At 69.2% G+C, this 19,418-nt stretch carries 24 protein-coding genes; 16 read left to right on the top strand and 8 right to left on the bottom strand.

Going from position 1 to position 19,418, the window contains the following annotated elements:
* Positions 1–16 precede the first annotated feature (16 nt).
* Genes AC5Y4Q_RS12525 through AC5Y4Q_RS12510 form a run of 4 tightly spaced genes read left to right on the top strand, consistent with a single transcriptional unit; the run spans position 17 to position 3,237 of the window.
* Positions 17–1,162, top strand: coding sequence for a thiolase family protein (locus AC5Y4Q_RS12525; RefSeq protein ID WP_064923534.1), 1,146 nt, complete (start codon positions 17–19; stop codon positions 1,160–1,162).
* Positions 1,159–1,947 (top strand): crotonase/enoyl-CoA hydratase family protein, encoded by a 789-nt coding sequence (locus tag AC5Y4Q_RS12520; RefSeq protein ID WP_499959151.1) that lies wholly within the window; start codon positions 1,159–1,161, stop codon positions 1,945–1,947. Before AC5Y4Q_RS12525 ends, AC5Y4Q_RS12520 begins: the two co-directional genes overlap by 4 nt.
* Before the next feature lie 5 nt (positions 1,948–1,952).
* Positions 1,953–2,471 carry a gamma carbonic anhydrase family protein gene (locus AC5Y4Q_RS12515; protein ID WP_499959279.1) on the top strand — a complete coding sequence of 173 codons (519 nt, stop codon included), beginning with the start codon at positions 1,953–1,955 and terminating at the stop codon, positions 2,469–2,471.
* 46 nt (positions 2,472–2,517) lie between these two features.
* Positions 2,518–3,237 (top strand): CPBP family intramembrane glutamic endopeptidase, encoded by a 720-nt coding sequence (locus AC5Y4Q_RS12510; protein ID WP_064923538.1) that lies wholly within the window; start codon positions 2,518–2,520, stop codon positions 3,235–3,237.
* A gap of 4 nt (positions 3,238–3,241) precedes the next feature.
* On the opposite strand, the gene AC5Y4Q_RS12505 is transcribed toward AC5Y4Q_RS12510, so the two are convergent.
* Positions 3,242–4,051 carry an enoyl-CoA hydratase gene (locus AC5Y4Q_RS12505; protein WP_499959149.1) on the bottom strand — a complete coding sequence of 270 codons (810 nt, stop codon included), beginning with the start codon at positions 4,049–4,051 and terminating at the stop codon, positions 3,242–3,244.
* Between the two features lie 50 nt (positions 4,052–4,101).
* Here AC5Y4Q_RS12505 and AC5Y4Q_RS12500 point away from each other — a divergent pair, with 50 nt between their 5' ends.
* The 3 genes from AC5Y4Q_RS12500 to AC5Y4Q_RS12490 are packed head-to-tail and all read left to right on the top strand — an operon-like array spanning position 4,102 to position 6,988.
* Positions 4,102–5,187, top strand: coding sequence for a CaiB/BaiF CoA transferase family protein (locus tag AC5Y4Q_RS12500; protein ID WP_064923542.1), 1,086 nt, complete (start codon positions 4,102–4,104; stop codon positions 5,185–5,187).
* A 41-nt stretch (positions 5,188–5,228) separates the two neighbouring features.
* Positions 5,229–5,981, top strand: a complete 753-nt coding sequence (locus AC5Y4Q_RS12495) for a 3-hydroxyacyl-CoA dehydrogenase (protein WP_125224733.1) — start codon at positions 5,229–5,231, stop codon at positions 5,979–5,981.
* An 8-nt stretch (positions 5,982–5,989) separates the two neighbouring features.
* Positions 5,990–6,988, top strand: coding sequence for an NAD(P)H-dependent flavin oxidoreductase (locus AC5Y4Q_RS12490; protein ID WP_064923546.1), 999 nt, complete (start codon positions 5,990–5,992; stop codon positions 6,986–6,988).
* A 245-nt stretch (positions 6,989–7,233) separates the two neighbouring features.
* On the opposite strand, the gene AC5Y4Q_RS12485 is transcribed toward AC5Y4Q_RS12490, so the two are convergent.
* Positions 7,234–7,359, bottom strand: coding sequence for a hypothetical protein (locus AC5Y4Q_RS12485; protein WP_019738104.1), 126 nt, complete (start codon positions 7,357–7,359; stop codon positions 7,234–7,236).
* A 169-nt stretch (positions 7,360–7,528) separates the two neighbouring features.
* Between AC5Y4Q_RS12485 and AC5Y4Q_RS12480 the strand changes: the two genes are divergently transcribed.
* The gene (locus AC5Y4Q_RS12480) at positions 7,529–8,167 is read left to right on the top strand and encodes a methyltransferase domain-containing protein (RefSeq protein ID WP_064923548.1); all 639 of its coding nucleotides are present in this window, start codon (positions 7,529–7,531) and stop codon (positions 8,165–8,167) included.
* 6 nt (positions 8,168–8,173) lie between these two features.
* Here AC5Y4Q_RS12480 and AC5Y4Q_RS12475 read toward each other — a convergent pair whose 3' ends face one another.
* A complete protein-coding gene (locus AC5Y4Q_RS12475) occupies positions 8,174–8,887 on the bottom strand; it encodes an NAD-dependent deacylase (protein WP_064923550.1) in 714 nt (237 codons plus the stop codon).
* A gap of 28 nt (positions 8,888–8,915) precedes the next feature.
* On the opposite strand from AC5Y4Q_RS12475, the gene AC5Y4Q_RS12470 reads away from it, so the two are divergent.
* Positions 8,916–9,284 carry an Rv1152 family transcriptional regulator gene (locus AC5Y4Q_RS12470; protein WP_064923552.1) on the top strand — a complete coding sequence of 123 codons (369 nt, stop codon included), beginning with the start codon at positions 8,916–8,918 and terminating at the stop codon, positions 9,282–9,284.
* Here the strand turns inward: AC5Y4Q_RS12470 and AC5Y4Q_RS12465 are convergent.
* Positions 9,281–10,102, bottom strand: a complete 822-nt coding sequence (locus AC5Y4Q_RS12465) for a class I SAM-dependent methyltransferase (RefSeq protein ID WP_064923554.1) — start codon at positions 10,100–10,102, stop codon at positions 9,281–9,283. The two genes, AC5Y4Q_RS12470 and AC5Y4Q_RS12465, sit on opposite strands and share 4 nt — an antisense overlap.
* A 25-nt stretch (positions 10,103–10,127) precedes the next feature.
* On the bottom strand, positions 10,128–10,649 hold the full coding sequence (locus tag AC5Y4Q_RS12460; protein WP_064923572.1) for a DUF1697 domain-containing protein: 522 nt from the start codon (positions 10,647–10,649) through the stop codon (positions 10,128–10,130).
* A gap of 52 nt (positions 10,650–10,701) precedes the next feature.
* Between AC5Y4Q_RS12460 and AC5Y4Q_RS12455 the strand changes: the two genes are divergently transcribed.
* Both AC5Y4Q_RS12455 and AC5Y4Q_RS12450 read left to right on the top strand, forming a co-directional pair.
* Positions 10,702–11,145 (top strand): PPOX class F420-dependent oxidoreductase, encoded by a 444-nt coding sequence (locus tag AC5Y4Q_RS12455; RefSeq protein WP_064923556.1) that lies wholly within the window; start codon positions 10,702–10,704, stop codon positions 11,143–11,145.
* 15 nt (positions 11,146–11,160) lie between these two features.
* On the top strand, positions 11,161–11,334 hold the full coding sequence (locus tag AC5Y4Q_RS12450; RefSeq protein WP_109535730.1) for a DUF5302 domain-containing protein: 174 nt from the start codon (positions 11,161–11,163) through the stop codon (positions 11,332–11,334).
* Here AC5Y4Q_RS12450 and AC5Y4Q_RS12445 read toward each other — a convergent pair whose 3' ends face one another.
* Entirely contained in the window at positions 11,335–11,631 is a 297-nt protein-coding gene (locus AC5Y4Q_RS12445; protein ID WP_064923558.1) for a hypothetical protein, read from the bottom strand.
* Positions 11,632–11,737: 106 nt separating this feature from the next.
* Between AC5Y4Q_RS12445 and AC5Y4Q_RS12440 the strand changes: the two genes are divergently transcribed.
* A complete protein-coding gene (locus tag AC5Y4Q_RS12440; RefSeq protein ID WP_125224736.1) occupies positions 11,738–12,337 on the top strand; it encodes an HhH-GPD-type base excision DNA repair protein in 600 nt (199 codons plus the stop codon).
* Positions 12,334–12,480, top strand: coding sequence for a hypothetical protein (locus AC5Y4Q_RS12435; RefSeq protein ID WP_019737787.1), 147 nt, complete (start codon positions 12,334–12,336; stop codon positions 12,478–12,480). The genes AC5Y4Q_RS12440 and AC5Y4Q_RS12435 overlap by 4 nt, the downstream gene beginning before the upstream one ends.
* Before the next feature lie 4 nt (positions 12,481–12,484).
* On the opposite strand, the gene AC5Y4Q_RS12430 is transcribed toward AC5Y4Q_RS12435, so the two are convergent.
* Positions 12,485–13,480 (bottom strand): Rv1157c family protein, encoded by a 996-nt coding sequence (locus tag AC5Y4Q_RS12430; RefSeq protein ID WP_064922431.1) that lies wholly within the window; start codon positions 13,478–13,480, stop codon positions 12,485–12,487.
* A 129-nt stretch (positions 13,481–13,609) separates the two neighbouring features.
* On the opposite strand from AC5Y4Q_RS12430, the gene AC5Y4Q_RS12425 reads away from it, so the two are divergent.
* Entirely contained in the window at positions 13,610–14,854 is a 1,245-nt protein-coding gene (locus AC5Y4Q_RS12425) for a mannosyltransferase (protein ID WP_065019111.1), read from the top strand.
* Here AC5Y4Q_RS12425 and AC5Y4Q_RS12420 read toward each other — a convergent pair.
* Positions 14,832–15,116, bottom strand: a complete 285-nt coding sequence (locus tag AC5Y4Q_RS12420) for a 4a-hydroxytetrahydrobiopterin dehydratase (RefSeq protein WP_125224737.1) — start codon at positions 15,114–15,116, stop codon at positions 14,832–14,834. The two genes, AC5Y4Q_RS12425 and AC5Y4Q_RS12420, sit on opposite strands and share 23 nt — an antisense overlap.
* Before the next feature lie 33 nt (positions 15,117–15,149).
* Between AC5Y4Q_RS12420 and AC5Y4Q_RS12415 the strand changes: the two genes are divergently transcribed.
* Complete coding sequence (locus AC5Y4Q_RS12415; RefSeq protein WP_064922434.1) at positions 15,150–15,542, top strand: (deoxy)nucleoside triphosphate pyrophosphohydrolase; 393 nt, start codon at positions 15,150–15,152, stop codon at positions 15,540–15,542.
* Positions 15,543–15,704: 162 nt separating this feature from the next.
* Complete coding sequence (locus tag AC5Y4Q_RS12410) at positions 15,705–19,418, top strand: nitrate reductase subunit alpha (RefSeq protein WP_499959277.1); 3,714 nt, start codon at positions 15,705–15,707, stop codon at positions 19,416–19,418.

Here is a 19,418-nt window from a genome sequence, read left to right as displayed (position 1 = left end):
ATGAAGGAGAGCACCCATGGCCGAAGCCGTCATCGTAGAAGCGGTGCGCTCGCCGATCGGCAAGCGCAACGGCGGACTGTCCGGGGTGCACCCGGCCGAACTGTCCGCCCAGGTACTCAACGGGCTGGTCGGTCGCGCCGGGGTGGACCCGGCGCTGGTTGACGACGTGATCTGGGGCTGCGTCATGCAGGCCGGTGAACAGGCCCTGGACATCGGCCGGACCGCGCTGCTGGCCGCCGGCTGGCCCGAGACCGTGCCCGGGGTGACGGTGGACCGCCAGTGCGGCTCCAGTCAGCAGTCGGTGCATTTCGCCGCCGCCGGTGTGGTCGCCGGGCACTACGACGTCGTGGTCGCCGGGGGCGTCGAGTCGATGTCGCGCACTCCGATGGGCTCGTCGCTGGCCAACGGCGGGCACCCCTACCCGGAGGCGTTCCGTACCCGCTACAGCCAGACCCCCAACCAGGGGATCGGTGCGGAGATGATGGCCGAGAAGTGGGGACTGGACCGCACCACGCTGGACGAGTTCGCCCTGGCTTCGCATGAAAAAGCCGCCGCCGCCCAGGATTCCGGGGCCTTCACCGACGAGATCGTCGGGATCAAGGACGCCGAGGGCAACGTGATCAGTGCCGACGAGGGCATCCGCCGCGGCACCACCATCGAGAAGATGGCCCAGCTCAAGCCGGCGTTCAAGGAGGACGGCGTCATCCACGCCGGCAACTCCAGCCAGATCTCCGACGGCGCGGCGGCGCTGCTGTTCATGTCGGCGGCCAAGGCACGCGAACTGGGGCTGACCCCGCTGGCACGGGTGCACACCGCGACGCTGGCCGGCGCCGACCCGGTGATGATGCTGTCCGCGCCGATCCCGGCCACCGAAAAAGCGCTGCAGCGCAGCGGTTTGAGCATCGACGACATCGGGGTGTTCGAGGTCAACGAGGCCTTCGCCCCGGTGCCGATGGCCTGGCTCGCCGACATCGGCGCCGACCCGAAGAAGCTCAACCCCAACGGCGGGGCGATCGCGCTGGGCCACCCGCTCGGCGGATCCGGCGCCCGGATCATGACCACCATGCTGCACCACATGCGCGCCAACGGGATTCGCTACGGGCTGCAGACCATGTGTGAGGGCGGCGGCCAGGCCAACGCCACCATCCTGGAGCTGCTGTGAGTGAGGCGGCCGTTCTCGTCGAGCGGCGCGGCAACGTTCTGCTGATCACGATCAACCGGCCCGAAGCCCGCAACGCCATCAACGGTGCCGTCAGTACCGGCATCGGTGACGCGTTGGCGCAGGCCCAAGACGACGATGAGGTGCGCGCGGTGGTGCTCACCGGCGCCGGCGACAAGTCGTTTTCTGCCGGAGCCGATCTCAAGGCGATCGCCAACCGGGAGAACATCTACCACTCCGACCACCCGGAGTGGGGTTTCGCCGGCTATGTGCAGCACTTCATCGACAAGCCGACCATCGCGGCGGTCAACGGCACCGCGCTCGGCGGCGGCACCGAGATCGCCCTGGCCAGCGATCTGGTGGTCGCCGAGCAGCGGGCGCAGTTCGGGCTGCCGGAGGTCAAGCGCGGCCTGATCGCCGGTGCCGGCGGCGTTTTCCGCATCATCGACCAGCTGCCCCGCAAGGTCGCCCTGGAGCTGCTCTACACCGGGGAGCCGATCTCGGCCGCCGAGGCCGCCCGCTGGGGCCTGGTCAACCGGGTGGTCGAGGACGGCGGCGCACTGGAGGCCGCACTCGAGCTCGCCGAGCAGATCACCGGTAACGCGCCGCTGTCGGTGCAGGCCAGCAAGCGGATCGCCTACGGCGTCGACGACGGCGCCATCCCCGGCGAGGCGACCGGTTGGGCTCGCACCGGCCGGGAGTTCTCCGCGCTGCTTCGGACCGAGGACGCCAAGGAGGGACCGCGGGCGTTCGCCGAGAAGCGCGCACCGGTGTGGAAGGCGCGTTGAGCGACGTGCCCGAGCCGCTGATCATTCCCATTCGCGGTCGTGCGCCGCAGCTGCATCCGGAGTCGTGGGTGGCGCCCAACGCCAGCCTCATCGGTCAGGTTCACCTGGCCGCCCGGGCCAGTGTCTGGTACTCGGCCACGCTGCGCGCCGAGGCCGAGCCCATCGAGATCGGCGTCGACACCAACGTCCAAGACGGCGTGACCATCCACGTCGACAAGGAGTTCCCCGCCCGGGTCGGCGCCCGGGTCAGCGTCGGGCACAACGCGGTGCTGCACGGCTGCACCGTCGAAGACGACTCGTTGATCGGGATGGGCGCGATCATCCTCAACGGCGCGGTCGTGGGGGCGGGCTCTCTGGTAGCGGCCGGTGCCGTCATCCCGCAGGGCATGGTGGTGCCGCCCCGGTCGCTGGTGTCGGGGGTGCCGGGCCGGGTGCGGCGGGAGCTCAGCGAGGCCGAAGTCCGCAATAATCGGCACAACGCCGCGGCCTACCGCCGGCTGATCGAAGTCCATCGGGCGAACTGACGCAATCAGGCCACCGACTGCGGTTCGGCCGCTACCGTTTTAGGGCATGACCCAGACCAGTTCGGCCCGGCCCGGCCTGCTGCGCGAGTTCACCGGCATCTTCTCCAAGGTCTCCGCCCCGTACCACGAGCCGCGGGCGGTCGTGCACCGGCGTCGGGTCGTGGTCGCGGTGGTGGTGCTGCTCGGCGCCGCCGTGCTGGCCTCGATGCACACCAAGAACCCCGGTGACGCGGCGTTCTACTGGCTGTCGTTGGCGCTGGCCGCGGTCTGGTCGGTGGGGGCGGTCGTGGCGGGTCCGCTGCACCTGGGTGCGGTGCGCTTCCGTGGCCGCAACGAGCGGCCGGTGTTCACCGGCACCGGGGTCGGCCTGCTACTCGGCGGGGTGTTTCTGCTGGGCGGGCTGGCGGTGCAGCAGATCCCGCCGCTGGCCGGCCAGGTGACCGCGATCCTGGACTACACCACCCAGGTGTCCTGGCGACTGGTGGTGCTGATCGCCATCGTCAATGCGGTCGCCGAAGAGATGTTTTTCCGCGGGGCGCTGTTCAGTGCGTTCGGCCGCCGCTATCCGCTGGTGTTGTCGACGCTGCTCTACATTGCCGCGATGATGGCCGCCGGCAACCTGATGATCGGTGTCGCCGCGCTGGTGCTCGGCACCGTCTGCGCCATCGAACGCCGGGCAACCGGCGGGGTGCTGGCGCCGGTGCTGACGCATCTGGTGTGGGGGCTGATGATGGTGCTCGCGCTGCCCCCGATCTTCGGCAGGTAGCCGCTCAGGAGTCGGTGAACTTCGGCGGGCGCCGATCCTGAAACGCCCGGGTGCCTTCGCGGAAGTCGTGGGCGTTCAACAGAATTGACTGGCCGACGTATTCGCGGTCCAGCGTCGCGTCCAGCTCGGTCAACGTCGCGGCGTTGATGGCGTGTTTGGTCTTGGCGAAGGCCGCCGCCGGACCGGCCAGCAACGCGGCCAGCACCTTGTCCACCTCGGCGTCGAAGTCCTCGGCCGGGTACACCGCACTGATCAAGCCCCACGCCAACGCGTCGGCGGCCGGTAGGCGTTCGGCCAGCAGCGCCAGCCGCATGGCCCGGATCCGGCCGATCGCCGCCGCCACCAGCGCCGAGGCGCCGCCGTCGGGCATCAGCCCAATCTTGGTGAACGCCAACAGAAAAAACGCCTTATCCGAGGCCAGCACCAGGTCGCAGGCCAGCGCCAGCGACACTCCGACGCCGGCGGCTGGGCCCTGCACCACGGCCACCACCGGATGCGGCAGCGCCACGATCGCCCGGATCGCCCGGTTGGCCTCGACGATGATCTCCGTCGGCACCCCGTCGGAGGCGTCCTCGGCGCTGATCCCCGCACCCGAGCTGAACCCGCGACCGGCCCCGCCGAGTCGCACCGCGCGCACCCGCGGGTCGTGGGCGGCGCCTTCCATGGCGTCGGCGATACCGGCGAGCACGCCGGTGGTCACCGAGTTGAGGCTGTCGGGGCGGTCGATGGTCACCGAGAGCACCCCGTCGGCCAGGGTCACGGACAGGCCGTCCACCGGGGCCAGGGCGTCGATGCCGGAGTCGATTGCGGTCATGAGTGTCCACCATAGGATGCACATCACACGCAGACGACGAGGAGGCAGACATGGCGGGACCGTTGGCGGGGTTGCGGGTCATCGAACTGGCCGGCATCGGACCGGGGCCGCACGCGGCGATGATCCTCGGCGACCTGGGTGCCGACGTGGTCCGGGTGGACCGTCCGCCGAAATTCGGTGGCGGCGCGCCGAAGGACACCATGCTGCGCAACCGGCGGTCGGTGACCGCCGACCTGAAGTCGCCGGAGGGTCGCGACCTGGTGCTGGCCCTGGTGGCCAAGGCCGACGTGCTGATCGAGGGTTTCCGCCCCGGCGTCACCGAGCGGCTCGGCCTGGGGCCCGAGGACTGCGCCAAGATCAACGACAAGCTCATCTATGGCCGGATGACCGGTTGGGGGCAGACCGGGCCGCGCGCTCAGCAGGCCGGCCACGACATCAACTACATCTCGCTCAATGGCACTCTGCATTCGATCGGCCGCCAGGGCGAGCGCCCGGTGCCGCCGCTGAACCTTGCCGGCGATTTCGGGGGCGGGTCGATGTTCCTGCTGGTCGGCATCTTGTCCGCGCTGTGGGAGCGGCAGTCCTCCGGTAAGGGACAGGTGATCGATGCGGCCATGGTCGACGGTTCGAGCATGCTCGGGGCGATGATGTGGAGCTTCCGCGCGCAAGGGCTGTGGAGCGACGAGCGGGGCGTCAACATGCTCGACACCGGTGCGCCCTATTACGACACCTACGAATGCGCCGACGGGCGCTACGTCTCGGTGGGATCGATCGAACCGCAGTTCTTCGCCGAACTGCTGGCCAAACTGGGCCTGGACCCCGCCGAGCTGCCCGCGCAGAACGACAAGAGCCGCTGGCCGGAGCTGCGCGAGGTGTTCACCAAGGCGTTCGCGGCGCACGACCGGGACCACTGGGCGAAGGTGTTCGCCGACTCCGACGCCTGCGTGGCGCCGGTGCTGGCGTTCGGCGAGGTGCTCTCGGATCCGCACGTCGCGCAGCGCAACACCTTCTATGACGCCGACGGTTCCCTGCAGCCCATGCCGGCGCCGCGGTTCTCCCGCAGCGTGCCCGACGTCCCGACGCCGCCGGCGGTACTGGGGGCCGACAACGAGACCATCCTGAGCGACTGGGTATAGTCCCGACCAACCGGCTGGTTGGTTGACGAAGGGATGACGCAGTGCAGATCAAGGATGCGGTGGCGGTCGTCACCGGTGGCGCCTCGGGACTGGGCCTGGCGACGACGAAACGCCTGCTGGACGCCGGCGCGCAGGTGGTGGTGATCGACCTGCGGGGCGCCGACGCGGTGGCGGAGCTGGGCGACCGGGCCCGGTTCGCCGAAGCCAACGTCACCGACCCCGAGGCCGTCGGCGCCGCGCTGGATGTCGCCGAGTCCCTGGGCCCGGTGCGGATCAACGTCAACTGCGCGGGCATCGGCAACGCGATCAAGACACTGAGCAAAAGCGGCGCCTTCCCGCTGGAGGAGTTCACCAAGGTCGTGCAGGTCAACCTGATCGGCACGTTCAACGTGCTGCGGCTGGCCGCCGAGCGCATCGCCAAGACCGAGCCGATCGGTGAGGAGCGCGGCGTCATCATCAACACCGCATCGGTGGCGGCGTTCGACGGCCAGATCGGGCAGGCCGCCTACTCGGCATCCAAGGGCGGCGTGGTCGGCATGACCCTGCCGATCGCGCGGGACCTGTCCCGCGAGCTGATCCGGGTCTGCACCATCGCGCCAGGTCTGTTCAAGACCCCGCTGCTCGGTTCGCTGCCCGAGGAGGCGCAGCGCTCGCTCGGCGGGCAGGTGCCGCACCCGGCCCGGCTCGGTGACCCCGACGAGTACGGCGCGCTGGCCGAACACATCATCAGCAACCCGATGCTCAACGGTGAGGTGATCCGCCTCGACGGCGCGATCCGAATGGCCCCGAGGTAGGAGAGACGATGAGTATTACCACGAAGTTCACCGAGGTGTTCGGTGTCGAGCACCCCATCGCCCAAGGCGGTATGCAGTGGGTGGGCCGCGCGGAACTTGTTGCGGCGGTGGCTAACTCGGGGGCGCTGGGGTTCTTGACCGCGCTGACCCAGCCCACTCCGGCGGATCTGGCCAACGAGATCGCCAAGACCCGGGACCTGACCGACAAGCCGTTCGGCGTCAATCTGACCATCCTGCCGACGATCAACCCGCCGCCTTATGACGAGTACCGGCAGGTCATCGTCGACGCCGGCATCAAAATCGTCGAGACCGCCGGCTCCAACCCGGCGCCGCACCTGCCGATGTTTCACGACAACGGGATCAAGGTGCTGCACAAGTGCACCTCGGTACGGCACGCGGTCAAGGCGCAGAGCCTCGGCGTCGACGGCATCAGCATCGACGGCTTCGAATGCGCCGGGCATCCCGGCGAGGACGACATCCCGGGCCTGGTGCTGATCCCGGCCGCGGCGGCGCAGATCGAGATCCCGATGATCGCCTCCGGCGGCTTCGCCGACGCCCGCGGCCTGGTCGCCGCGCTGGCCCTGGGCGCCGACGGCATCAACATGGGCTCGCGGTTCATGTGCACCGTCGAGTCCTGCATCCACCAGAACGTCAAGGAAGCCATCGTCGCCGGTGACGAGCGCGGCACCGAGCTGATCTTCCGGCCGCTGCGCAACACCGCCCGGGTGGCGTCCAACACCGTCTCACGCGAAGTCGTCGAGATTCTGAACCAGGGCGGCCAGTTCCCCGACGTACAGGAGTTGGTGGCCGGAGTCCGGGGCCGCAAGGTCTTCGAGGACGGCGATGTCGAGGCCGGGATCTGGTCGGTGGGCACCGCGATGGGGCTGATCAACGACATCCCGACCGTGGGGGAGCTGGTGTCGCGGATCGTGGCCGAGGCCGAGGAGCTGATCTCGGGGCGGCTGGCCGACATGCTCGAGGCCGACGACGAGGAGAACGTCGCCTAAGGTCTGGTTCCCCTGCCGCGCCGAGGGTGTACGCAGTGCGAGAACTTCGCGACCTCTGCGCTCGAGGACCCCGGCGGCGTTGCTGAGTGGCTAGGTAGCTGGAGCGGCGCGGAGGACGCCAGGTAGCTCAACCTGAATGCAAGAGAAATGGGGTGACTCACCGGTTGCGGACTGCCCGGATGTGGGCGGCCGCCGTCGCGACAGGACGCGATTGGGAAAGGCGCCGCTGCCGCGGCGCCAATCAATCAGCTGGCCAGCGGATGCCAGTCGTCAAGCTGCTCCGAGGTGTCGCCCTCGACCAGGACATCGCCGTGGTACAGGGCCTCGAAGTCGACCTTGATGACGTCGGCACTTGAGTCGTCGATCCACATGACACTGAGCGTATGGGTCACTATTAAGGGATCTTTGAGTCACGTTTCGGGAAATGGTGGCAATCTTACCGACGGGTAGCGTTTGCCGGACGTTCCGGCGGAGACCAGCCGCTTTAGCCGACCGATGGCGCGATCGGGGGTGAACCCGGGGGGACGCTATGGTGGCCCCATGACCTCGCCTGCGACTCTGGACAACCCGCTGTTCGCCCGGATCTGGAGGTTCATGTCGAGCCGCGAGACCGACTGGCTGCGGGATCGGCGCCGGGAGAATCTGGAAGGCCTGTCGGGACGGGTGCTCGAGGTGGGCGCGGGTACCGGAAGCAACTTCGGTTTCTACCCCGACACCGTCACCGAGGTGGTCGCCCCCGAGCCGGAATCGCTGCTGCGGGAGGCCGCCGGGCAAGCGGCCGCGGTGGCGCCGGTGCCGGTGACGGTCGTGGCGAGCACCGTCGAAGCCTTGGATGCCCGCGAACCGTTCGACGCGATCGTCTGCTCACTGGTGTTGTGCTCGGTGGAGCAGCCTCGGGACGTGCTGCGCCAACTGTTCGCCCTGCTCAAGCCCGGCGGAGAACTGCGCTACTTCGAACACGTCGCCAGCGGTGGGGCGCGCGGCGGGCTGCAGCGCCTGGCCGATGCCACCATCTGGCCGAAGTTGTTCGGCAACTGTCACACCCACCGCGACACCGAGCAGATGATCATCGACGCCGGCTTCACCGTCGGGACGTCGCGGCGCGGGCATCAGTTCCCGGCGTGGGCGCCGGTACCGGTGTCGGAGTTTGCGCTCGGACGCGCCAGCCGCCCGGCCTGAGCCACGTCAGCCCAACAGCGAGGGCAGCCGCTGAAGCAGTCCGGGTAGGGCCGCCGAAGCGGTGTCGCGCATGCACAGCGTGGCTCTAGCCGACAGCGGCGTCGGCTCGGGGTTGACCTCGATGACGGTCTTGCCCTGCTCCAGTGCCAGCTCGGGCAGGCTGGCCGCCGGATAGACCACCGCCGAGGTGCCCACCACCACCAGCACATCGGCGGCGTCGATGGCTTCGACCGCGGCGTTCCACGGCCCTTGCGGCAGGTTTTCGCCGAACCAAACGATATCCGGGCGGATCAGCCCGCCGCAGCCGCACACCGGCGGCGGCACTTCCAGCTGTGGCTCTGCCATCTCGGGCAGCTTCTCGGTGTAGGGGTGACTGCAATCGGCGCAACGGAATTCGAACATGCTGCCGTGCAGATGGTGGACCGTGGAGCTGCCGCCGCGCTCGTGCAGATTGTCGACGTTCTGGGTGATGACCTTGACGTCGGCGTGCTGCTCCCAGTCCGCGACCGCCCGATGGCCGGCGTTCGGTCCGACCCGGCGGGCCAGGTGGTGGCGCCACAGGTACCAGCCCCAGATCAGTTCGGGGTGCCGGTTCCAGCCGTCGATGCTGGACACCTCGTAGGGGTCGTAGCGCGCCCACAAACCGTTCTCGTCGTCACGGAAGGTCGGCACCCCGCTCTCCGCTGAGATGCCCGCGCCGCTGAACACCGCCACCTGCACGCCACCAACATAGCGGGATACTGGGCCGATGGACTTCACCGAGCTGCTGGGGGCCGACATGCGGCCGGATGCGCCGTTATTCGAGCAGGTCAGGACTCGGATGATCGCAGCGGTCCGGGACGGCGTCCTCCCGCCGGGAACCCGGCTGCCGACGGTGCGTGACTTGGCGGGCCAGCTGGGCCTGGCGGTCAACACCGTGGCCCGGGCGTACCGGGAGTTGGAGGCCGCCGGGATCGTCGAGACCCGGGGTCGGCTCGGTACTTTCGTGGCGAGCAGCGATCCGGTCGATGCGGCGATGACCGAGGCGGCGGGCGCCTTCGTCGCGGCCGCCCGCGCTGTGGGCCTGGGCAAGGCCGATGCGCTGCGTTACCTGGATGCGGCCTTCGGCACGCTTTAGCCGAATTCGAGAAGGGTCAGCGACGGGCGAGCGTCGGCGAGAGCGCGCAGTCCGTAGATGGTCGGCAGCACGGTGTTGAACAGCCACCCGCGGCCCCGCGGCAACTGCAGGTCGTGCACGGCCCGGACGCCCGGCACGGTGTCCACCAGCTGGGCGGTCGCGGCGGCGGACAGCGTGAACGGCATGGCCGGTGCCCGGTAGCGCAGCGACGTCGGCACGCCGTGGCGGATCAGCCAGCCGATCCAGGCCGGCGGAAGGTCGAAGATCATCCGGCCGCCCGGAAAGCGGCGGGCGCACTCGGCGATCAGGCCCAGGGACTGCTCGGGCTGCAGATACATCAGCAGGCCCTCGGCGCTGATGAACACCCCGTCGGACGGATCGACCCGGTCCATCCAGCTGTAGTCCAGCGCGGACTGGGCGCACACCGAGACCCGTGATTCCGCCGGCAGCAACCGCTGACGGATCTCGATGATCGGAGGCAGATCCACGGTGAGCCAACGGAATTGCGGATCGGCAACTGCCTGGCTGAGCCGCCAGAAGCTGGTCTGCAAGCCTTCGGCCAGTGCCACCACGGTGCCCGTCGGGTGCTGCCGAAGGAAGCGCAGCGCCTCGGTGTCGATGCCCAGCGCGCGCACCGCGATGTCCTGGCGGGTCGAGCCGAACTTGGCGAAGTCGAAGTCGATCGAGTCCGCCAGCCGGACCGCCATCGGATCGTTGAGGATTCGGTCGGAACGGCGGGCTTCGGTCGCCCGCGCGTTCAACGTCAGCAGCGCCGTCTCGGAGACGCCGGTCAGGGTGACCTTCTGTGCCTGGCTCACCTGTGCGACCTTACCGGTGGGCGGCTCAGCGCAGCATCTTGCTCAGCGTGCGCAGGTTGCGCGTGGTGGTTGACGCCGCGTACCGCTTGTTGCCCATGGTCTTGCCGACGGTGCTGTCGAGGGTGTTGCCCTTGGGGATCTGCCAGTAGATCACTCCGTGGCCGGGCGCGATCTTCTCGCCGTTGCCGGCGCTGGTACTGAGTCCGGACAGCTCGGCGAGCACCGCCGGGTCAGCGACGAAGGTGACATAGGAGTGGTGCTCGGGCACCTCCGGCTCGAAGGGATAGGCCGCGATGATGCTGCGCACCGTGTCGAGGTCATACACCAGCACCCGGGCCGGGTAGCCGAAGCGCTCCCGCAGCGCGGCTTCGGTGGTGGCGCGCACCGCCGCGGCATCGTTGGGCGAGTCGATCAAGACGTTGCCGCTGGCGAGTATGGTGCGCACCTCGGACAATCCGGCGTCGGCCAGGGCGGCAGCGACATCGGCCATCTTGAGGTTGACGCCGCCGACGTTGACGCCCCGCAAGAACGCCGCGTACCGGGTCATCTGCGCGATGGTAACGACCGCGCACACCGGCTTCAATCGGTACGCTTCGGGGATGGGACGCCAGGTCTTCGACGACAAGTTGCTGGCCGTGATCAGTGGGAATTCACTGGGCGTGCTGGCCACTATCAAACGCGACGGGCGCCCTCAGCTGTCCAATGTGCAGTACCACTTCGACCCGCGCGCGGTCGCGGTGCAGGTGTCGGTCACCGAGCCGCGGGCCAAGACCCGCAACCTGCGGCGCGATCCGCGGGCGTCGCTGTTGGTCAGTTCCGATGACGGATGGTCTTATGCCGTCGCCGAAGGGGATGCTCAGCTGACGCCGCCGGCCGCCGCTCCCGGCGACGACACCGTCGAGGCGCTGGTGGCGTTGTACCGCAACATCGCCGGGGAGCACCCGGATTGGGACGAGTACCGCGAGGCGATGGTGACCGATCGCCGCGTGCTGCTGACGTTGCCGATCACGCACCTGTACGGCATGCCGCCGGGGATGCGCTGAGTTAGGCTCCGGGTCATGCCCGAACCAGATTCCGCCGCAGACGAGACCAAGCGCAAGTTCCGCGAGGCCCTCGAGCGCAAGAACGCGAAGTCGGCGGGCGGCTCCGACCACAAGGACGCCGGCGCCAAACAGACCCGATCGCACGGGCCGCTGGAGAGCCGCCGCGAGTTCCGCCGCAAAAGCGGCTAGTTACTGCACCGGGCAGGCGTACTTTCGGGCCACGTCCATCAACCGCTGGTCGGCTCCCGGGCCCACCACCCCCTGTGCGACCAGTTCCCACCCGATCAACCCGGGCAGGCCGCCTTCACAGGCCTGGTGGGCAACCCGCCATGCGGTGTCCGGATTCAGGTGGAACCCGTTGCGTTCCAGGCCCTGCATGTAGGTGTCGAATTCCGGCGTGCCCTGGTCCGGTATGGCACCGGCCGTGGCCGCGAAGGCGACAGCGGTCACCGTCGCTGCGAGAAGTGCTGCCGCTACACGTTTCATGGCTGTCTCCTGGAACTGCGTACGCCGGTTGTCGGCTCTACGGTTGCACATTCCACCGACACGGACGCTGGTACCGGCGAACTCGGGTGGTTCTAGACTGACCTCCGTGCCGAAGCTGCAGCTGGTGGGAGACCCGGCCGCCGACGCCCTGCTGAGCGCCGACCCGTTCGCGTTATTGGTCGGCATGCTGCTCGATCAGCAAATCCCTATGGAAGTCGCGTTCGCCGGGCCCAAGAAGATCGCCGACCGGATGGGCGGGCTCGACCCGCACGAGATCGCCGGCCGCGACCCCGAAGAGTTCGCCGCCCTGTGTGCGGAAAAGCCTGCGGTGCACCGGTTTCCAGGATCGATGGCGGCCCGGGTGCAGGCGTTGGCCCGGGCCATCGTCGACCAGTACGGCGGTGACACGGCCGCGCTGTGGACGGTCGGTGAGCCCGACGGGGCGCAGGTGTACCAGCGGCTCAAGGCGTTGCCCGGCTTCGGTGAGCAGAAGGCGCGGATCTTTCTGGCATTGCTCGGCAAGCAGTACGGCGTGACCCCGCCGGGGTGGCGCGAGGCCGCCGGAGCCTACGGCGGCGCCGGCACCCACCTGTCGATCGCCGATGTCGTCGATGCGGCGTCGCTGCAGCAGGTACGGTCCACCAAGAAGGCCCAGAAACAGGCTGCGAAACAAGCCCGGGAGAGCAAGGGAAAGGCGGCGACGTGAAGACCCATCTGAACTGTCCGTGCGGTGAGGCCATCGTCGGTAAGGACGAGGACGACCTGGTCGACCTGACCCAGAAACATCTCGCCGATGCGCATCCCGGTATGAGCTACGACCGGGACGCCATCTTGTTCATGGCCTACTGACGCCTCAGGGCACCACCGTCGAGCCGATGGTCGGCAGGAAGTTGCACTGGTGGTCCTTGGTGCTGACCTGACCGAAGATCGTCGACAAGATGCTGCCCGAGCCGGTGTCGACGATCGCGGTCAGCGTGGTAGGCCCGTCGGCGTTGATGTCCGAGCGCGGCTGCAAGGTGGCGCTGCCGGACTTCCCGGTGGTCAGGTTGACCCAGGTTACGTTCAATGGCAGCTTCTGGGTCTCGGCCGGCCCGGGGGTGCCCACAGCGGTGAAGACGTACGCGGTCTGGCCGGCCTTGGGGCCCGGGGTGGGAATAGTGGCCGGGCCGGCCACCGACAGGGCGGTGGCGATGACGTTGCCGCCGTCGGCCAGGCAGTTCTGGCCGATTGACGGGTACATGAAGTCCTGGGTCGGCGGGGCATCCGGGCCGAATCCGGGGTTGGCGGCCGGTGCCGCGTCGGGCGCCGGGGCCTCGGCCGGGACGGCTTGGGCCGGCGGTGCGACCACGGCAGCGGCTTCCGGCGGAGCCGGCACGGCTTCCGGAGCGCTGGGTGCGGCCTGCGGAACCGGCCCGACCGACTTGGCGGGGTCTACGCCGCTGGGCAGGTGGGCCACCAAGCCCGGTGCCGAGCCGGCCGTCGGCACGTGCTCGCTGGGCAGCACGGCTGGAGCCTCCGGCGGCGACTGCACGAACTGAGCCACCGAATCGGCCACCTGCCGGGAACCAGCCGGCGCCGAGGAGTTTCCGGCGAACGCCGCGGCGGCAGCAGCCAGCAGCGAGGTGGCCCCGGCCGGGTCGGCGGCTGCCTGTTGGATCACCGGGCTCAACTGCTCGATGGCGGGCAAGCCGGGGAACCCAGCGGTGGGCAGCGGCAGGGCCGGCACGGCCGGGTCGGCAGCGGCGACCGGCAGCAAACCGCCGAAGAGCAGTGCGGCCGACGAGCCGGCCGCGACGGTCGCAGTGGCGACGGCACTCGTCGTGCTGAACAGTGTCCGGAAGCGCGACATGGGATCCCCAATTCCTCGGCGGTGGCAGCTACGAAACCCGAAGCTATCTTGTTGCTGGTGAGGCTCAAGTGACACGAGTGTCATTTATGGGACCGTTACGGACCCGAGCCGCGACGGTGATCGGCCCCGCTGTTCGCTAAAGTCGTCGGCGTAGACACCACCCTCGACACCCCGGCCGCGCGCACCTGGGCGAACCGAGTGACCGCCTCGGCCCCGCTACTGCTGGCGGCCAGCGTCCTGGCCCGCCTCGCCTGGACCTACCTGACCCCGCGCGGCGCCAACTTCGTCGACCTGCACGTCTACATCAGCGGTGCGGCCGCGCTGGGCCGGCCGGGCGGGCTGTATGACTACGTCTACGCCGACCAGACGCCCGACTTCCCGCTGCCGTTCACCTACCCGCCGTTCGCCGCGGTGGTGTTCTATCCGCTGCACCTGCTGCCCTTCGGGCTGGTCGCCTTGCTCTGGCAGATCGGCACCATGGCCGCCCTCTACGGGGTGGTCCGGCTCAGCCAGCGGCTGCTCGGGGCCGCGGGCGGCGCCGGCCGGCGGGTGGCGATGGCCTGGACGGCGGTGGGGATCTGGACCGAACCGTTGCGCAGCACCTTCGACTACGGCCAGATCAACGTGATCCTGGTGTTGGCGGTGCTCTACGCGGTCTACAGCAGCCGCTGGTGGGTGTCGGGGCTGCTGGTGGGCCTGGCCGCCGGGGTGAAGCTGACCCCGGCGATCGCCGGGCTGTACCTGGCCGGGGTGCGGCGCTGGGCCGCCGCGGTGTTCTCGGCGGCGGTGTTCGCCGCCACGGTCGCGGTCTCGGTGTGGGTGACCGGGGACCAGGCGCGCCGGTACTTCACCGAGCTGCTCGGCGACGCCCACCGGGTGGGGCCGATCGGCACCTCGTTCAACCAGTCCTGGCGTGGCGGAATCTCGCGGATCCTCGGCCACGACGCCGGCTACGGGCCGCCGGTGCTGATCGCGGTCGCCGTGACCGCGGTGCTGGCCGTGCTGGCCTGGCGCGCCCTGAGCAGCAACCCCGCCCGGCCCGACCCGCTCGGCCTGCTGCTGGTGGTGGAGCTCTTCGGGCTCTTGGCCTCGCCGATCTCCTGGACCCACCACTGGGTGTGGCTGGTGCCGCTGATGATCTGGCTGCTGCACGGCCCGCACGCGGATCGCCGGGGCGCCCGAGTGCTGGGCTGGGGCTGGCTGGCACTGACCCTGATCGGGGTGCCCTGGCTGCTGAGCTTCGCCCAGCCGACGATCTGGCAGGACGGCCGGCCGTGGTATCTGGCGTGGGCCGGTCTGGTCTATATCGCCGGTGCGGTGGCCACCCTGGGCTGGATGGCGCGCACCCAGGTCAGGCCGCCAGCACCCGGTTGATCTCGCCGGCCATCGCCACGTCCTTGTCGGTGATGCCCCCTTCGGAGTGCGTCACCAACGCGAACGTCACCGTGCGCCAGCGAATGTCGATATCGGGGTGGTGATCGGCCGCCTCGGCGCGCTCGGCGACCTGCCGGACCGCCTCAATGCCGGCCAGAAACGAGCCGAACTTGATCGAGCGGCGCAGCGCGCCGCCGGAGTGTTCCCAACCCTCGAGGCCGCCCAGTGCGGCGTCCACCTGGTCATCGGTCAACAAAGCCATACCCGACGGTAGGACGGTATAGCCTCACACGCCATGCCCAACCAGATCGTCGTCGCCGGCGCCGTGATCGTCGGGCCGGCAGTGCTCATCGCTCAGCGACGCCGCCCGCCGGAGCTGGCCGGGCGTTGGGAACTGCCTGGCGGCAAGGTCATGCCCGGCGAGACCGAACCGGCTGCGCTGGCCCGCGAGCTCGCCGAGGAGCTGGGCCTCGACGCCGCGGCGATGACGGTGGGCGAGCGCCTCGGCGCCGACGTCGTGCTCGACTCCGGCCTGACGTTGCGCGCCTACCGGGTCAGCCTGGCGCGCGGCGAACCTCGCCCGCACGATCACCAGGCCCTTCGCTGGGTGACCGCTGTGGACTTGTTTGACGTTGACTGGGTACCTGCCGATCGAGCTTGGCTGGCCGAGCTGGCTCGGGCACTGTAGTGAAACAGCTCTGTAAATTCTGCCGATGAATTGAGTCGCGTGGCGATATACCCCGCTACGCTGGGATTTTGAGCCTGAGACGGTGTGCTGCGGCCGCCCGGCCTGCTACCTGAACCGCCGGAGTGCGGCGACCCTCTAAGGAGTACCCCGATGACACGCGCAATGCCGCCCGCATCACCCTCTGCGGCCCGGATCGGCGGTCCGCTCGAGGAGCTGCTGGAACGCAGCGGCCGGTTCTTCACGCCGGGTGAGGTTTCGGCGGACCTGCGGACCGTCACCCGCCGCGGTGGCCGCCAGGCCGACATCTTCTACCGGGACCGCTGGAGCCACGACAAGGTGGTCCGGTCCACCCACGGGGTGAACTGCACCGGGTCGTGCTCGTGGAAGATCTTCGTCAAGGACGGAATCATCACCTGGGAGAACCAGGCGACCGACTATCCCTCGGTGGGTCCGGACCGCCCCGAGTACGAGCCCCGCGGCTGCCCGCGCGGCGCCTCGTTCTCCTGGTACTCCTACTCGCCGACCCGGATCCGCTACCCCTACGCCCGGGGACCGCTCGTGCAGATGTTCCGGGAAGCCAAGGCGCGCCTGGGCGACCCGGTGCTGGCCTGGGCGGATATCCAGGCCGACCCGGAACGCCGCCGGCGCTACCAGCAGGCCCGCGGCATGGGCGGGCTGGTTCGGGTGAGCTGGGCCGAGGCGACCGAGATGATCGCGGCCGCGCATGTGCACACCATCAAGGCCCACGGGCCCGACCGCATCGCCGGCTTCTCGCCGATTCCGGCGATGTCGATGGTGTCGTTCGCCGCCGGATCCCGGTTCATCCAGATGCTCGGCGGGGTGATGACCTCCTTCTACGACTGGTATGCCGACCTGCCGGTCGCATCTCCGCAGGTGTTCGGTGACCAGACCGACGTCCCGGAGTCCGGGGACTGGTGGGACGCCGCGTACCTGATGATGTGGGGCTCCAACGTCCCGATCACCCGCACACCGGACGCGCACTGGATGGCCGAGGTGCGCTACCGCGGCACCAAGGTGGTCAGTGTCAGCCCGGACTACGCCGACAACACCAAATTCGCCGACGAGTGGATGCCCTGCGCGGCCGGCACCGACGGTGCGCTGGCCATGGCGATGGGCCACGTCATCCTCACCGAGTGCTACGTCAAGCAGGAGGTGCCGTTCTTCACCGACTACGTGCGCCGCTACACCGACCTGCCGTTCCTGATCAAGCTGGAGCAGCGCGACGGCCGGCTGGTGCCGGGCAAGAACCTGACCGCCGCCGATCTCGGTCAGACGGTCGAAAATGCCGCCTTCAAGCCGGCCCTGCTGGATGAAGACACCGACAGCGTTGTGGTGCCGCACGGCTCGTTGGGCTTCCGCTGGGGCGACGAGGGCATGGGCAAATGGAACCTCGATCTCGGTGACATCCGGCCGGCGTTGACCGTGCTGGAACTGGCGGAGCGCAACGGGCACCGGCGCACCGCCCTGGTGTCGCTGCCCGGTTTCGACACCGTGGACGGCCACGGCACCGTCATCGAGCGCGGGGTCCCGGTGCGCCAGGTCGGCGAGCACCTGGTCTGCACGGTGTTCGACCTGATGCTGGCCAACTACTCGGTCGGGCGGCCCGGGCTGCCCGGCGAATGGCCCACCGGATACGACGACGGCACCCAGGTCAACACCCCGGCCTGGCAGGAGCCGATCACCGGCGTCTCGGCCGCCCAGGCGATCCGGATTGCGCGCGAATTCGCCCGCAACGCAGAGGAATCCGGTGGCCGCTCGATGATCATCATGGGCAGCGGGATCTGCCAGTGGTTCCACGGCGACGCCACCTACCGCGCGGTGCTGGCGCTGCTGATGCTGACCGGGTCGATGGGGCGCAACGGGGGCGGCTGGGCGCACTACGTCGGCCAGGAGAAGGTGCGCCCGCTGACCGGGTGGCAGACCATGGCCGCCGGCAACGACTGGTCGCGGCCACCGCGGCAGGTGCCGGGCACCTCCTACTGGTATGCGCACACCGACCAGTGGCGCTACGACGGCTACGGGGCGGACAAGCTGACCACCCCGCTGGGCCGCGGACGGTTCGACGGCAAGCACACCATGGATATCCTGGCGTCGGCCACCGCGATGGGCTGGAGCCCGTTCTACCCGCAATTCGACCGCTCCAGCCTGGAGGTGGCCGACGAGGCCGAGGCAGCCGGGCGCGACGCGGGGGAGTACGTCGCCGAGAAACTCGCTGCCGGGGAGCTGAAGCTGTCGGTGACCGACCCGGACAATCCGGTGAACTGGCCGCGGGTGCTCACGGTGTGGCGGGCCAACCTGATCGGCGCGTCCGGTAAGGGCGGGGAGTACTTCCTCAAGCATCTGCTGGGCACCGACGCCAGCGTGCTCGGCGAGCCGCCGGCCGGTGGGGTCAAACCCAAAACGGTGCGCTGGGACAGCGACATTCCCGAAGGCAAGCTCGACCTGCTGATGTCGATCGACTTCCGGATGACCTCGACGACGCTGATGTCTGACATCGTGCTGCCCGCGGCGACCTGGTATGAGAAGGCCGACCTGTCCTCGACCGACATGCACCCGTATGTGCACTCCTTCAGCGCGGCGATCGACCCGCCGTGGGAGACCCGCAGCGACTACGACGCGTTCGGCGCGATCGCCCGGACCTTCAGCGGGCTCGCCAAAAAGCACCTGGGCGTCCGCAGCGACGTCGTGCTCACCGCGATGCTGCACGACACCGCCGACGCGATGGCCTATCCCGAGGGCACCGAACATGATTGGCTGAACTCCGGCGAGACGCCGGTCCCAGGCAAGACGATGCCCAAAGTCACGGTGGTGGAACGTGATTACCCGGCGATCCACGACAAGTGGCAGTCGCTCGGCCCGCTGGTGGAGACCTTGGGGCTGACCACCAAGGGCTACACGGTGTTTCCGCACGAAGAAGTCGAGGACCTGGCCGCCAGGTTCGGGGTGATGAAGTCCGGCGCCGGCGCAGGCCGCCCGGCGCTGACCACCGCGACGCGGATGGCCGACACCGTGCTGGCGTTGTCGGGCACCACCAACGGGCGGATCGCCACCGAGGGCTTCCGCGAGCTGGAGAAGCGCACCGGGCAGCGGCTGGCCCATCTCTCCGAGGGCAGCGAGGAGAAGCGGATCACCTACGCCGACACCCAGGCCCGTCCGGTGCCGGTGGTCACCAGCCCGGAATGGTCCGGCAGTGAGACCGGCGGGCGGCGCTACGCGCCGTTCACCATCAACATCGAGTGCCTCAAGCCGTTCCACACCCTGACCGGCCGGATGCACTTCTACACCGCGCACGACTGGATCGAGGAACTCGGCGAGCACATGCCGGTCTACCGCCCGCCGCTGGACATGGCGCGGCTGTTCGACGCGCCCGAACTCGGCGAGGTCGGCGACGGCATCGGCATCACCGTGCGGTACCTGACCCCGCACTCGAAGTGGTCGTTCCACTCCACCTACCAGGACAACCTCTACATGCTGTCGCTGTCCCGGGGCGGGCCGACCATGTGGATGAGCCCCGGAGACGCCGCGAAAATCGGTGTGAAGGACAACGATTGGATCGAGGCCGTCAACGTCAACGGCATTTTCGTCGGCCGGGCGATCGTGAGCCAGCGGATGCCCGAAGGGGTGGTGTTCGTCTACCACGTCCAAGAGCGCACGGTCGACACCCCGCGGGCCGAGACCAACAACAAGCGCGGAGGCACCCACAACTCGCTGACCCGCATCCGGGTCAAGCCCAGCCATCTCGCCGGCGGCTACGGCCAGCACGCGTTCGCGATCAACTACCTGGGGCCGACGGGCAACCAGCGCGACGAGGTGACGGTGGTGCGCCGCCGCCGGAACCAGGACGTGAGGTACTGA

Source organism: Mycobacterium sp. NGS16 (genome assembly GCF_059813225.1).
This window is presented reverse-complemented; position numbering and strand designations above follow the sequence as displayed.